Below are 12,996 nucleotides of genomic sequence, written 5' to 3' on the forward strand. Positions count from 1 at the left end.
GGCCGGGTGGGATGTCGATCGGCGACCGGGTGGGCAGGGGGCTGCGGGTCCCGCCCGTCTCGTCGGGGAACGGTTCGGGACGCGAGGTCAGCGTCGGCGCGGGGGTCGGTGCCGGGGTCGGTTTCCGCAGCACCTCGGCCGCGGACGCTCCGCCGCACAGGAGGAGGACCCCGATCGCGAGGACGACGGCCCGAACGAGCGGACGGGGCGGCAGGAGCGGTCGAGAGGACGGGGGACGTACCGGAGGCCGTGAATGGGCGCCCATGATGACTCCTTGGGGTGGTCGGTGTCCCGGCTCGGCCCAAAGAACCAGGCCGGGTGCCTTACGGGTTCCGCCGTCGGCCCCGCAGGGCCCATCGGTAGGGAGACCCGGAGACGTATCCGGGGCGGCACATCTGCGGAGCGCCTCAGGACCGTGCGGCCGTGGACCGGGTGACCGACCTTCCTTCGACCACGGCACGGGCCCATCTCTTCCAGCGCGCCGCTGTGGACGGGGCGTCAGGAGCCGTCTCGAGCGACGGCAGTGCTTGCGGTCGTACCGAGGTCTCCGATGGACCGGTGAGACGCGGTGAACGGGCGCCGTTGCCCGCTCCTTCCCCGCGCTGGCCAGTCGGCCGCGCCCGTGCGGGAACGCCGGTACCGCCCCCGCCTGGCGTGTCCCCCTCCGACACGGGCCCCTTGAAGAGGGAGCGTCGGGAGGACCGCACCGCGTCTTGCGCACGGCCGGCTCGGTCGATCGGCGCCGGGGTCGATCGCGGACCGTGCCCCGGAGGGGTCGGCTCCCGCCGCTGGCGGGGGCAGGACGGCTAGGTGCCCGCCGTTCGGGGAAGGCCCTCCGCCTCACGATGTACCGGCGCCCTCTGGTGGTCGGCCCTGACCGGTGGCCGGTCGTTCGCTCATGGGGGTTCCGTGCTCACTGGGCCCGCTCGGGATTCGGCGTGGGCGCGGACGGGCCAGGTGCGGACCGGGACGGACACCTCGACCGTGACCTCCAGGCCTTCGGCCGTGCAGGACTCGATTCGGGCGCCGTTCGCCCCGGCGGTGCGGGACGCCGCCGCGCAGGCCCGGTCCGGCCCCTCGGCGGCCCGGTCGGCCGCGGCCAGGGCCGCCAGGTCGGCGGCGGCCCCGGCGTGGTGCCGGTCGACGCGGGCGCCGCCCACGGCCACCGCGGCGGCGGCCGCCGTCCACACCAGCGCACAGGCCGCCACCGTCCAGACCGTGCCCGAGCCGGTGTCCGTCCCCAGGCGGCGTCCGGTGCCGGTGGGCGGGCCGAGGGCGCGTCCGGGGCAAGGGCTCATGGCGGTGCTCCCGGTTCCACGGGGGTGGCCGCGGTGGCCACCGCGCGCACCGGTGCGGGCATTCCGGGCATGATGCGGATCGGGGCCGAAACCTCCACCCGGACCTCGCCTCTGGAGCGGGTAGCGCGCGTCTGCGCCTCCTCCGGTGCGGCGCGCGCGGCCGCCTCCAGGACGGCCGACTCGGCCTCGCCCCGGGCCAGGGCCCTCGCCCCGGCCCGGGCGGCGTCCACGCAGGCCAGGTGGGTGGCGACGGCGTTGACCGCCGCCAGGGCCACGGCCAGCACCAGGGCCAGGGCGGGCAGGGCCGCCGCCGTCTCGGCGGTGGCCGTACCGCCGTCCGCGCCGCCGTCCGTACGGGGCCGGCGGCGGCGCTCAGCCCACGGACTGCAGCGCATCGACGACGATCCGGGTCAGGGTCTCGCGGACTTCGGAACTGGTCAGAATTGCATAGAGAACGGCGGCGAACGCCACCGCGGAAACGGTTCCGATGGCGTACTCGGCCGTGGACATTCCGCCGTCGCGCCCCGTCCTGTGGGCCCCCTCCAGGGCGGAGGAGGCCTCCGTCCTCCGCTCGGGAAGAAGCGGCGGCCGGAACGGGTGGGGCCGTGGGAGAACGGGAGGCGAACACGCGATGGCGGCACGGACGGGGCCGCCGCGGATTGCGGTCACGGTGGACCTCCAAAGAGCGGGCCTCGCGCGGCCGCCTGGCGGGACCGCGCCTGTGGAGCCCATCGTGGGGCTCGGCGCCCCCGCTCGGAATGGGAAATCCCCCGCCTGTGGAGAACCGCACCGAATTACCCACAGGCTGTGAATTACGGTGTGGAAAACTCCCGCAGGACCGCCCCCGCAGGCGCGTGCCCACGGGTTTCACCGCTCCCCATCACGGTCCGATCTCGGCCCGATCCCCTGCTTCCTCCGGCGCTCCGGCCCGCGATCCACACCCCTGTGGAGAAGCCGACAGCAGCTCGTCCAACAGCCGCAGCGCCCCGGACTTGCTCAACGGCTCGTTGCCGTTCCCGCATTTGGGCGACTGGATGCACGACGGGCACCCCTGCGCGCACTCGCAGTCGGCGATCGCCGCGCGCGTCGCCTCCAGCCACGTGCGCGCCGCCGCGTACCCGCGCTCGGCGAACCCGGCCCCGCCCTCGTGCCCGTCGTAGACGAACACCGTCAGCCGGCCGGTGTCGGCGTGCTCGGCGGTGGACACCCCGCCGATGTCCCAGCGGTCGCAGGTGGCCAGCAGCGGCAGCAGGCCGATCGAGGCGTGCTCGGCCGCGTGCGCGGCCCCGCGCAGCTCCACCCCCTCGGCGCGCAGCCGCTCGGCGGCCCCGGGCGCCAGCGTCCACCAGACCGCCCGCGAGTCCAGCGGCCGCTCCGGCAGGTCCAGCGGCTGCTCCCCCAGGACCGTGCCGGTGCGCACGTCCCGCTTGAGGTAGCCGACGACCTGCCGCCCCACCCGCACCTCGCCGAAGCCCACCGTGTGCGGCCCCCAGCGGGTGCTGCGCAGCGTGCGGCGCACCTCGATCTCGGTGACCTCGCGCGACCAGGTGGAGTAGCCGGGGTCCTCCTCGTGCACCAGCGCCACCCCGTCCTCCAGGTCCAGCGCCTCCACCAGGTGGCTGCGCCCCTGGTGCAGGTAGACCGCGCCCTCGTGCACGGTCCCCAGCGCCGCCCCCTCGTCCACGGTGCCCAGCAGCTGCCCGCTCCCCGAGTCCACGATCTGCACCGGCGCCCCGCCCGCGCCGCGGATGTCGGCCAGGTCGCTCGCCCGCTCCCGCCGGGTCCAGTACCACCCGCGCGGGCGCGCGCGCAGCAGGCCCCGGCGCACCAGGTCCTCCACCGCCTCGCCGGCCCGCGGCCCGAACACCTCCAGGTCCTGGCGGGTGAGCGGGACCTCGGCGGCGGCCGCGCACAGGTGCGGCCCCAGGACGTAGGGGTTGTCCGGGTCGATCACGGTCGCCTCCACCGAGGCGCCGAAGATCGACTCGGGGTGGTGCACCAGGTAGGTGTCGAGCGGGTCGTCGCGGGCGATGAACACCGCCAGCGCGTCTGACCCGCGCCGCCCGGCCCGCCCCGCCTGCTGCCACAGCGAGGCGCGGGTGCCGGGCCACCCCGCGACCAGCACCGCGTCCACCCCGGTGATGTCCACCCCCAGCTCCAGGGCGTTGGTGGTGGCCAGGCCCAGCAGCTCGCCGGTGCGCAGCCGCTCCTCCAGCGAGCGGCGGTCGGTGGCCAGGTACCCGGCGCGGTAGGCGGCGATCCGCTCGGCCAGGTCCGGGCGGCCGCCGTCGCGCAGGGCGCGCTGCGCGGCCAGCGCGACCGCCTCGGCGCCCTGCCGGGACCGGACGAAGGCGAGCGTGCGCACCCCCTGGGCCGCCAGCGCGGCCAGGGTGTCGGCGGTCTCGGCGGTGGCCGTGCGCCGCACCGGGGCGCCGCGCTCCCCGCGCAGCTCGGTCAGCTCCGGCTCCACCAGGGCGAAGTCGACGGCCGGGCGCGGCGAGCCGTCCCGCACCACCGCCTCCACCGGCAGCCCCACGAGCCGGGAGGCGCTCTGCTCCGGGGTGCCGGTGGTCGCGGACGCCAGAATGAACACGGGGGCGGACCGGTAACGCGCGCACACCCGCCGCAGCCGGCGGATGATCTGTGCCACGTGCGAGCCGAACACGCCCCGGTAGTGGTGCGCCTCGTCCACCACGACGTAGCGCAGCCGGCGCAGGAATCCGGCCCAGGCCGCGTGCCGGGGCAGCACGGCGTGGTGGAGCATGTCCGGGTTGGTGAGCACGTAGTCGGCGTGCGCGCGGATCCAGGACCGCTCCTGGCCGGGGGTGTCGCCGTCGTAGACGGCCGCGCGCAGGTCCGGGTCGACCTCGCGCACGCCCCGCAGCTGGTCGGCGGCGAGCGCCTTGGTGGGGGCGATGTAGAGCACCGACCCCCCGTCGGCCACAGCCTCGGCGGCCGGCAGCAGGAAGGCCAGCGACTTCCCCGAGGCCGTGCCGGTCGCTATGATCACGTTGCTACCGGAGCGCGCCCGGTCCGCGGCGTCGGTCTGGTGCGACCACGGCGCCGTGATGCCCGCCTCGGCGAGTCGTCGTCGAACGGAGGGCGGTGTCCATGTCGGCCAGTCTTCACTTACCCCGGCGCCACGTGCCAGCCGCTCCACATGTGTCACCTGCGGGTTCCGGGTATGGTCACGCCACGATCGCCGCAGTGTCGATTCCCACGGTCCCACGCCCGACACCCTCCCTCGGCGGCCCTCGCGTCCCGCGGGCGGCCGTCGGCCGCCGGTTTCAGTGTGGCATCCGGGGGAACAGACGCGCGGTGTCCGGGTTTTCCGTGCGGAAGCACGAAGACCCGGGGGAAAAGCGTGGTTGAATGCCGCCCTGCGGGGTAACGCCCGGCACAGATCACTCGCGGTTTCGCGGTTCGGCGCTGGAGGACTAGTGGACTTGAAGCTGGATCACCACACCCAGGACGACACGGAGATCGTCGTCGTCGAAGGTGAGATCGACGTCTATACCGCGCCTCGGCTGCGTGAGCTCCTGATCGACCTGGTCAACAAGGGCAACTTCCACCTCGTGGTGAACATGGAGAAGGTGGAGTTCCTCGACTCGACGGGTCTCGGGGTGCTCGTGGGCGGCCTCAAGCGCGTCCGGGCGCACGACGGCACGCTCGACCTGGTCTGCACCCAGGAGCGGATCCTCAAGATCTTCCGCATCACGGGCCTGACCAAGGTCTTCGGCATCTATGAGTCGGTGCAGGAGGCCATCGACAAACGCGCCGCGAAGTAGCCGGCTGCGTTACGAGCGAGATCATGGCTCTCGTCCAGCTCACGATCAGCGCGCTGCCCGCCCACGTGCGCACGGCCCGCCTCATGGCCACCGCCGTCGCGCGCCGGGCGGGCATCGCCGAGTCCGCCCTCGATGAGATCAGGCTCGCCGTCGGGGAGGCGTGCTCCCGCGCCGTCGAGGCGCACCGCGCGCACTGCCCCGGGCGTCCGATCACGGTCGAGCTCATCGACGGCACCGCCGACGGCGCCCCCGCACAGCGGACCCCCGGCGCCGCCGCCCCGTCCAACGGCCACGCGAGCGCCGCCCGCCGCTTCGAGGTGGTCGTCACCGACCGTGCCCCGGCCAAGGAGCCGGACGCGGCAGCGACCGACCACGGTTTCGCCGGGACCGGCCTCTACCCGGGCGAGACGACACCGCCCGGCGGGGTGACCGGCCTCTCCCCCGACGTGGGGCTCGCGGTCATCGTCGGCCTGGCCGACGAGGTCCGCATCGAGCCCGGGGAGGGGGGCACCGCCGTCCGGATGAGCTGGCCCCTGGAGGCCGCGGCGTGAGGCGTTCCGCCGCGGCCCCGGCCGCGCTCGCCCTGTCCGTGCTGCTCGCCTCCGCGGCGTGCGGGGCCCAGGAGCGGGCCTCGGCCGACGGTGCCGACGGCGTCGAGGGGGCGACCCTGCGCACCTCCGAGGGGGTCGTGGAGGTCGCCTTCTTCCCGGACAGCGCGCCGGAGACGGTGCTCAACTTCGCCGCGCTCGCCGAAGGCGAGCGAACGGAGAACCCGGAGACGGGCCGGGACGCCTTCTACGACGGCACCGTGTTCCACCGGGTGATCCCGGGGTTCATGGTCCAGGGCGGTGACCCGACCGGCACCGGCAGCGGCGGCCCCGGCTACACCTTCGACGACGAGATCGACCCCGACCTGGGGTTCGACCGGCCGGGGCTGCTCGCCATGGCCAACTCCGGGCCGGACACCAACGGCTCCCAGTTCTTCATCACCACCGCGCCAGCCGAGCACCTGAACGGCCGGCACACGATCTTCGGCGAGGTGACCGAGGGCCAGGAGGTGGTCGAGGCCGTCTCGCAGGTGGAGACCGACTCGGCCGACAAGCCCGTGGAGGACGTGGTGCTGGAGTCGGTGGAGATCCACCGCGCGGACGGCTGAGGCGCACGGGCGGCTGAGGGCCCTCAGCCGGTGCTGAACGCCTCCCCGGGCGCCGCATAGGCCACCGGGCCACCGAAGGCCTCCCCGGCCCTGGCGACCGCCTCTCCGGGCTCCTGAGAGGGCCCGACGTGGGTCAGCAGGAGCCGCCCCGCCCCCGCCTCCCGCGCGCTGCGCCCCGCCTGCTCCGGCGTGAGGTGCACCGCCCCGCCGTCGGAGGGGGCGTCCAGGTCGGCCTCGCACAGGAACAGCGAGGCGCCGGCGGCCAGCTCCGCCAGCGCCGGGCAGGGTCCGGTGTCGCCCGAGTACGCCAGTACCCCGCCCGGATCCTCCGTGCCGACACGGGCGCCGAAGGCCGGGAGGCCGTGCTCGACGGCACGCGACTCCACGACGAGCTCCCCGACGCGGTCGGTGCGGCCGTCGTAGAGCTCCCGGACGTCGAAGGCCTCCTCGACCCGGCTGGACCCCTGGTTGGAGAGGAAGTGCCGCAGCCGCTCAGCGGTCCCCGGCGGCCCGTACAGGGGGACGGGGCCGGAGGGGTCCAGGTCGGCATAGAGCAGCGCGTAGTAGGCGGTGAGCAGGTCCGCGGCGTGGTCGGCGTGCAGGTGGGAGATCCAGACCCCGTCGAGCCGGTCGGGCCGCACGTGGCGCTGCAACTCGGCCAGCGTCCCCGGCCCGGCGTCCATCCACAGGGCCGACCCGCCGTGCCGCACCAGGTACCCCGAACACGGATTCCCGGGGCGGGCGTAGGGGCTCGCACTTCCCAGAACCGTCAGCTCCACTCTGCTTCGGCCGCCTTTCCTCTTACCGTCGACGTCGACGTGTGGACGAGCCACCACGCGAGCGCCCTGGGCCCGAGCGGGCGCCCCGGAACGGGGGCCCGAGGTGCACCACGCCCTCAGAACGCGAGGGGTGGCTCCGGCAGGCCGCCGGGGACGCGCGGCGCCTGCGCGACTAGGATCTCTCCGACCAGGAGGGCGCCTGGTGACCACCGCCCCTAGTCGCACTGCTGGGTGGAGACCGGGGCGGTCGAGTCCAGGCCCTTCTGGGCGTTCTCGGCGACCTCGTCGGCGGTGAGCACGTAGCCCGTCTCGTCCTCGTTGGTGGCGGCCGCGAACACCACCCCGTAGACGGTCCCCTCCGGCGACAGCAGCGGGCCGCCGGAGTTGCCCGGGCGCACCAGCGCCCGCACCTGGTAGATCTCCCGGCTCACCTGCGTGGAGTGGTAGAAGTCGGGCCCCTGGGCGGTCTGCTCGGCCCGGATCCGGGCCGGCACCGCCGTAAAGCCGTTGTTCTTGGGGAAGCCCGCCACCACGGCGTCGTCGCCCTTGCCCGCCTGGTGCTCGAACTCCAGCGGCTCCAGGTCCAGGCCGGGCACGTCCAGCACCGCGATGTCCTGCTGCGGGTCGTACAGCACCACCGTGGCCGGGAGCTGGCGCCCGTTGCGGGTGACCACCCGCAGGTCCTCGGTGACGCCCGCCACCACGTGGGCGTTGGTCATGATGTGCCCGCCGCCGTAGGCGAAGCCGGTGCCCTCCACCCGCCGCCGGCAGGACGGCGCGGTCCCCAGCACCTTGACAACGCTCTGGCTGGACTCGCGCAGCTCCTCGGTGGTGAGCACCGCCGGGTCCGGGGGCTCCACCTCGGCCGGCTCGCCGGTGCCCAGCCCGCTGAAGACCTGTGGGAACGCGCTCTGGTCGACGATCTTGCGGAAGGTGGAGAACCAGGTGTCGGCGACCGGCGGCATCACCCCGTCCACCTGGTGCAGCACCCGGGAGTTCTGTACCTGCCCGGTGACCACCGGCAGCGAGGAGTTGGCCACCGCGCTGCCCACCAGCCAGGCGACCAGCAGCACCGCGGCGCCGCTGACCAGCGCGCCGCCCAGGGCGTCCAGCACCCGGGCCGAGTCCCAGGTGACCCGGTTGCGCACCAGCGCCCCGATGTAGGAGGCGACGAACTGGCCCATCGCCGCCGACAGGAAGACCACCGCGATGGCCAGCAGCGCCTGCCGCCCCGGGTCCTCGACCACCGACTGGATCAGCGACGGCGCGCCCAGCGCCGCCAGGACCCCGCCGCCGATGAACCCGGCGAAGCTCATCACCCCGACGATGAACCCTTGCCGGTAGCCGGATCCTGCGAAGAGCAGCACCAGGACGACCAGGACCGCATCCAGCACGACGCCTTCCATCCCGTTACGGTATCGCCGAACCCGGGGGCACGAGCGTGACGACCTCGGTGGCGGCGGTGCGCCAGGGCCGTTCCCACCCGCCGAGCCGCAGCAGGGAGTCGACCACCCCGCCGGTGAACCCCCACACCAGCATCCCGCCGGCGCGGAAGCCCGGGCCCCTCCAGCCGCGCCCGGCGACCTCCACCAGCACCCGGTTGGCCGGGTCGGCCAGCTCGGCGACGGGCACCGCTGCGGCGTGCGCCACCTCGCCGGCGTCCGCGGCGTGCACCGGGGAGGGCGCGCGCCACCAGGCCAGCACCGGCGCCACCCGGAAACCGCTGGGCCGGATGTAGAGCTCGGGCAGCCGGCCCACCGTGTCGATGCCCGCGGGGTCCACCCCGGTCTCCTCCACGGCCTCGCGCACCGCGCACTCCTCGGGGGTGCGGTCGCCGTCCTCGAAGGAGCCGCCGGGGAAGGCGGGCTGGCCGGAGTGCCGGCGCAGTCCGTCGTTGCGCTGGATCATCAGCATTTCGGGACCGGAGGCGCCCGCGCCGAACAGGACGAGCACGGCGGCGCGGCGCCCGCCGCCGTCGGGCGGGCGGAGCTGCGGCGGGACCTCCATCCGCGCCCCGGCGGCGGCCAGCGCCGAGAGCCAGTCCGGCGGCGGGGCGCCGACCCGTTCGGTCCTCAGGTCGGTCATGCGCGCGGTCCGTCCCGCAGCAGGGCCCGGGCGGCGTCGGGGTCGGTCGGCCCCTCCCCGAAGGCGGGGCACATCCGGGCCAGGCCGCACGCGCCGCAGGCGGGTTTGCGGGCGTGGCACACCCGGCGGCCGTGCCAGATGACGCGGTGCGAGAGCATGGTCCAGTCCTTGCGCTCGAAGAGCGCGCCGACCTCGTGCTCGGCGCGGACCGGGTCGGTCTGGGCGGTCCAGCCGAATCGGCGGGCGAGCCGCCCGAAGTGGGTGTCGACGGTGATGCCCGGCACCCCGAAGGCGTTGCCGAGCACCACGTTGGCGGTCTTGCGGCCCACGCCGGGCAGGCGCACCAGCGCCTCGGGGTCGGCGGGCACCTCGCCGCCGTGCCGCTCGCACAGCGCCTGGGCGAGGCGGATCACATTGGCGGCCTTGGCCCGGTAGAACCCGGTCGGGCGCAGGATCTGCTCCACTTCCCCGGCGTCGGCCCCGGCCAGGTCCTCGGCGCCGGGGTAGCGCTCGAACAGGCGGGGCGTGACCGCGTTCACCCGCTTGTCGGTGGTCTGCGCCGAGAGCACGGTGGCGACCAGGAGCTGCAGCGGCCCCTCGAAGTCGAGTTCGCAGTGCGCGTCGGGGTAGAGGCGGACGAGTTCGCGGTACATCCGGCGCGCCCTGCGGACCAGCGCGAGGCGCGTCTCCCCCGTCGGCGTCGGGGACGCGGGGGGCGCCGCCGTCGCGGGCGCGGAGGTCGTGGAAGCATCGGCTGGCACACCCAAAGGGTACGTACCCGTGCCGGGGTCCGCCGGGCCCCGGCCCACCCCGGGACCGTTTCCCCTCGTCACGGTGGCACAGATTATGTCCGCAATGCGGCAGGAACGGCGGTGGCGGCACGATCCGGGCGGTCAGGGCGACTAAGATCGTTGAGGGCTGACGTCGGCTGTGACGGGCTGGTCGCATCACCCGGACGACAAGCCGAGATAACGACCTGGTTTCACACACCGGTGCGATATACGTCACACTGTTGACGGTCAGGTTTCAAGGAGGAAGTGGTGGACGAGACCAACGAGGTGCTGCGCAAGGCGCCTCTTTTCGAGGCACTCGACGAAGAGGGCGCCGCGGCGCTGCGCGCCTCGGTGAGCGAGGTACGGCTCGGCCGGGGCCAGACCCTGTTCGGCGAGGGCGACGAGGGCGACCGGCTGTACGTGGTGCTGAGCGGCAAGGTCAAGCTGACCCGCGCGGCGGTCGACGGCCGGGAGAACCTGCTGGCGGTCCTGGGCCCGAGCGAGATGTTCGGCGAGCTGTCGCTGTTCGACCCGCGGCCGCGTACCGCGAGCGCGGTGGCGGTGACCGACACCGTGCTGGCCGGGCTGGGCCACGACGACCTCCGCCCCTTCATCGTGAGCCAGCCGCACGTGTCACTGCAGCTGCTCAAGGCGCTGGCCGCGCGGCTGCGCCGGACCAACGACGTGATGAGCGACCTGGTCTTCACCGACGTTCCGGGGCGTGTCGCCAAGCAGCTGCTGGAGCTGGCCGACAAGTTCGGCAAGGAGGGCGAGGACGGCCTTCACGTGCACCACGACCTCACCCAGGAGGAGCTGGCCCAGCTGGTCGGCGCCTCGCGCGAGACCGTGAACAAGGCGCTGGCCGAGTTCGCGCTCCGCGGCTGGCTGCGGATCGAGGCCAAGGCCGTCGTGCTCCTCGACGTCGAGCGGATGCGCCGCCGCGCCCGCTGACCGGCCGAAGGGGGCGGGCGCCCGGAGGGACGCCCGGACGGACGCCGTCACGAGGACGGGCCCGGCGATGCGCCGGGCCCTTCTTCGTGCCATGGCCCGTGGCCCCGTTCAGATCCCGCCCTTGGTGTCGAGCCGCCCCGACGGGTGGGCGCCGTCGGCGAGGTCCGCTTTCGCCGCCGTCCAGCCGGCCGCGTCGATGCCGAGTGCCCGGCGGAGGAAGGCCAGGGTGACCCGCTGGACGAGGGCGACGCGCCCGGGGTCCTCGTCGGTGGTCTCGGCGGCACCGTAGCCGGAGATGCCGCCGAGGAGGTGGCGGCCGCCGAAGAGGGTGAGCAGGCCCTTCCCGCCGGGGCTGAGCACGTACGGCTCGGCGGTCCACTCCGGCCCCTTGGTCGTCACCGGGAGCTCGTCCGCGTCCCCGGCCACCACCAGGGCCGGGGCGGCCATACCGGAGAAGTCCACGTCCCGCAGCCAGGGAAGGTCACGGGCGGCCTCCGGGGTCAGGTGGTCCCCGCCCGCACCGGCCGTGGCCAGCAGGACGCCCGCCGAGACACGGGGGTCGGACAGGTCCTCGGCGAGCCCGCTCTGCGGGTCGGTGACGCGTAGGCCCAGCAGGACCCCGGCGCTCTGCCCGCCGAAGGAGTGCCCTGCCGCCGCGATGCGCCCGCGGTCCAGGCGTCCCTCCAAGCCGGGGACCGCCGCCTCCAGTACGTCGAGGCTGTCCAGGATGCGCTTCAGGTCGTCGACACGCCACCGCCACAGCCGCGGCCTGCGGGGGTCGTCCGCGGGAAGGCCGACCCGCCGGGAGTCCAGGTGGGTGGCCTGGAGCACGGCGAAGCCGTGAGCGGCCCAGTGGTCGGTCAGGGGCGCGTATCCGTCCAGGTCCGAGCCGAACCCGTGGGCGAACACGATGATGGGCAGGTCCCGTCCGTTGACCGGCGCGGTCACCCGCACGTGCAGGTCGTGGCCGCGCTCGGGTGCGGGCAGGACGACCGGCTTGACCGAGGCGACCGGGGAGGCGGCGGGGCCGTCGCCGCTGCGGCCGTCCGCGCCGGGGGCCGGGGTGGAGGTCGGTGTGGCGGTCATGGGTGTCTCCGATCCGTGCGTACGGCGGCGCTCCTGCGCCGAGGGGCCGGACGGCCCCACGCCGCGTACGCTAGAACCTGACGTTGACGTCAGAGGCAAGTACATGTGTCGCACGCCACATAGGGGGGGCGCATGCGCATCGGGGAGCTCGCAGCCGAAGCCGGGGTCAGTGTCCGGGCCCTGCGGTACTACGAGGAGCAGGGCCTGCTGTCCAGCGAGCGCAGCGCGGGAGGGCAGCGCCGCTACCCCCGGGACGCGGTCGAGTGGGTGCGGCTGATCCAGCGGCTGTACGCCGCGGGCCTGTCGAGCCGGACCATCGTCGAGCTGATGCCGTGCGTGGTGGACGGCCGCGCCAGCCCGGAGCTCCTCGACCGCCTGGCCGCCGAGCGCGACCGCATCGACGAGCGCATCACCGACCTGACCGATACCCGGCACCGGCTCGACTCCGTGATCACCGGCGCCACGACCAACATGCTCACCGGCTGGTCCTGCCAGCCTGAAGACGGGGACGAGGAGGGGGACCGGGACGGACAAGCACAGGAGGGACGGAAGCAGCCACAGGGGTAAGGCCCGGCCGGACACGGCGAGCACGGCCGCGCCCCGGTCGGGTTCCGGGGCGCCAGGTCGTTGGGACGATGGCGGCGGCGACGAAGCAGGGCGGTTCCCCGGTGTTGCCTGTCGGCCGCCGGGCTTCTGCGGTGCCGGAACAGCAGCAGCGACGGGACGGCCGGTGCCCCGCTCGCGGCTGCTTGCCGGGCGGCGGGCTGGCGGAGTGCCAGGGAGATGGCGGCGACGACAAGGGGGTAGCGGTTTCCTGGTGCCACCTGTCGGCCGCCGGGTGGTCGGTGGTCCGGGGAGCTAGCGGCGACGGAACGGCAGGTGCCCCGCTCGCGGCTGCTTGCCGGGCGGCGGGTTGGCGGAGTGCCAGGGGGAAGGCGACGACGACGAAGGCAGGGCGGTTCCCCGGCCTTGGCAGTCGAGTGCCCGGCCTCTCGCGGTCCGGGAATAGCAGCGGCGACGGCGCAGCTGGTGCCCCGCTCACCGGCCCCGGCCGGGCGGCGGGCCGCCGGAGTGCCAGGG

General features: G+C 74.6%; 14 protein-coding genes. 5 read left to right on the forward strand and 9 right to left on the reverse strand.

Annotated elements, in window-relative coordinates:
• Positions 1–896 precede the first annotated feature (896 nt).
• From D450_RS0114990 to D450_RS0115005, 4 genes are all read right to left on the reverse strand, one after another.
• Positions 897–1,298 carry an Rv3654c family TadE-like protein gene (locus D450_RS0114990; RefSeq protein WP_017539476.1) on the reverse strand — a complete coding sequence of 134 codons (402 nt, stop codon included), beginning with the start codon at positions 1,296–1,298 and terminating at the stop codon, positions 897–899.
• Positions 1,295–1,693: a TadE family type IV pilus minor pilin gene (locus tag D450_RS0114995; RefSeq protein WP_017539477.1), complete on the reverse strand. Its 399-nt coding sequence runs from the start codon at positions 1,691–1,693 to the stop codon at positions 1,295–1,297. The genes D450_RS0114990 and D450_RS0114995 overlap by 4 nt, the downstream gene beginning before the upstream one ends.
• Complete coding sequence (locus tag D450_RS32495; RefSeq protein ID WP_017558890.1) at positions 1,671–1,808, reverse strand: DUF4244 domain-containing protein; 138 nt, start codon at positions 1,806–1,808, stop codon at positions 1,671–1,673. Before D450_RS32495 ends, D450_RS0114995 begins: the two co-directional genes overlap by 23 nt.
• A 370-nt stretch (positions 1,809–2,178) precedes the next feature.
• Positions 2,179–4,527, reverse strand: coding sequence for a DEAD/DEAH box helicase (locus D450_RS0115005; RefSeq protein WP_394296826.1), 2,349 nt, complete (start codon positions 4,525–4,527; stop codon positions 2,179–2,181).
• 211 nt (positions 4,528–4,738) lie between these two features.
• Between D450_RS0115005 and D450_RS0115010 the strand changes: the two genes are divergently transcribed.
• The 3 genes from D450_RS0115010 to D450_RS0115020 are packed head-to-tail and all read left to right on the forward strand — an operon-like array spanning position 4,739 to position 6,242.
• Positions 4,739–5,086 carry an STAS domain-containing protein gene (locus D450_RS0115010; RefSeq protein ID WP_017539480.1) on the forward strand — a complete coding sequence of 116 codons (348 nt, stop codon included), beginning with the start codon at positions 4,739–4,741 and terminating at the stop codon, positions 5,084–5,086.
• 23 nt (positions 5,087–5,109) lie between these two features.
• Positions 5,110–5,637: an ATP-binding protein gene (locus tag D450_RS0115015; RefSeq protein WP_017539481.1), complete on the forward strand. Its 528-nt coding sequence runs from the start codon at positions 5,110–5,112 to the stop codon at positions 5,635–5,637.
• On the forward strand, positions 5,634–6,242 hold the full coding sequence (locus D450_RS0115020) for a peptidylprolyl isomerase (protein ID WP_017539482.1): 609 nt from the start codon (positions 5,634–5,636) through the stop codon (positions 6,240–6,242). Before D450_RS0115015 ends, D450_RS0115020 begins: the two co-directional genes overlap by 4 nt.
• A 23-nt stretch (positions 6,243–6,265) precedes the next feature.
• Here the strand turns inward: D450_RS0115020 and D450_RS0115025 are convergent, their stop codons facing one another.
• From D450_RS0115025 to nth, 4 genes are all read right to left on the reverse strand, one after another.
• Positions 6,266–7,021 carry an MBL fold metallo-hydrolase gene (locus D450_RS0115025; RefSeq protein WP_017539483.1) on the reverse strand — a complete coding sequence of 252 codons (756 nt, stop codon included), beginning with the start codon at positions 7,019–7,021 and terminating at the stop codon, positions 6,266–6,268.
• A gap of 215 nt (positions 7,022–7,236) precedes the next feature.
• Entirely contained in the window at positions 7,237–8,415 is a 1,179-nt protein-coding gene (locus D450_RS0115030; RefSeq protein WP_026128565.1) for a MarP family serine protease, read from the reverse strand.
• Between the two features lie 16 nt (positions 8,416–8,431).
• A complete protein-coding gene (locus D450_RS0115035) occupies positions 8,432–9,106 on the reverse strand; it encodes an NUDIX hydrolase (RefSeq protein ID WP_017539485.1) in 675 nt (224 codons plus the stop codon).
• The gene (gene nth / locus D450_RS0115040) at positions 9,103–9,759 is read right to left on the reverse strand and encodes an endonuclease III (RefSeq protein ID WP_017539486.1); all 657 of its coding nucleotides are present in this window, start codon (positions 9,757–9,759) and stop codon (positions 9,103–9,105) included. The genes D450_RS0115035 and nth overlap by 4 nt, the downstream gene beginning before the upstream one ends.
• 384 nt (positions 9,760–10,143) lie before the next feature.
• On the opposite strand from nth, the gene D450_RS0115045 reads away from it, so the two are divergent.
• Complete coding sequence (locus D450_RS0115045; protein ID WP_017539487.1) at positions 10,144–10,830, forward strand: Crp/Fnr family transcriptional regulator; 687 nt, start codon at positions 10,144–10,146, stop codon at positions 10,828–10,830.
• A gap of 108 nt (positions 10,831–10,938) precedes the next feature.
• Here D450_RS0115045 and D450_RS0115050 read toward each other — a convergent pair whose 3' ends face one another.
• Positions 10,939–11,916, reverse strand: a complete 978-nt coding sequence (locus D450_RS0115050) for an alpha/beta hydrolase family protein (RefSeq protein WP_017539488.1) — start codon at positions 11,914–11,916, stop codon at positions 10,939–10,941.
• A gap of 132 nt (positions 11,917–12,048) precedes the next feature.
• On the opposite strand from D450_RS0115050, the gene D450_RS0115055 reads away from it, so the two are divergent.
• The gene (locus D450_RS0115055; RefSeq protein WP_017539489.1) at positions 12,049–12,483 is read left to right on the forward strand and encodes a MerR family transcriptional regulator; all 435 of its coding nucleotides are present in this window, start codon (positions 12,049–12,051) and stop codon (positions 12,481–12,483) included.
• The last annotated feature ends 513 nt before the right edge of the window (positions 12,484–12,996 follow it).

It is taken from the genome of Nocardiopsis halophila DSM 44494 (genome assembly GCF_000341245.1).
In the GTDB taxonomy this organism is placed as follows: domain Bacteria; phylum Actinomycetota; class Actinomycetes; order Streptosporangiales; family Streptosporangiaceae; genus Nocardiopsis_A; species Nocardiopsis_A halophila.

Excerpts from the sequence above, each read along its gene's own strand:
- D450_RS0114990 (WP_017539476.1), bottom strand. The coding sequence starts at position 1,298 with ATGAGCCCTTGCCCCGGACGCGCCCTCGGCCCGCCCACCGGCACCGGA.
- D450_RS0114995 (WP_017539477.1), bottom strand. The coding sequence starts at position 1,693 with ATGCGCTGCAGTCCGTGGGCTGAGCGCCGCCGCCGGCCCCGTACGGAC.
- D450_RS32495 (WP_017558890.1), bottom strand. The coding sequence starts at position 1,808 with ATGTCCACGGCCGAGTACGCCATCGGAACCGTTTCCGCGGTGGCGTTC.
- D450_RS0115015 (WP_017539481.1), top strand. The coding sequence starts at position 5,110 with ATGGCTCTCGTCCAGCTCACGATCAGCGCGCTGCCCGCCCACGTGCGC.
- D450_RS0115035 (WP_017539485.1), bottom strand. The coding sequence starts at position 9,106 with ATGACCGACCTGAGGACCGAACGGGTCGGCGCCCCGCCGCCGGACTGG.
- nth (WP_017539486.1), bottom strand. The coding sequence starts at position 9,759 with ATGTACCGCGAACTCGTCCGCCTCTACCCCGACGCGCACTGCGAACTC.
- D450_RS0115050 (WP_017539488.1), bottom strand. The coding sequence starts at position 11,916 with ATGACCGCCACACCGACCTCCACCCCGGCCCCCGGCGCGGACGGCCGC.
- D450_RS0115055 (WP_017539489.1), top strand. The coding sequence starts at position 12,049 with ATGCGCATCGGGGAGCTCGCAGCCGAAGCCGGGGTCAGTGTCCGGGCC.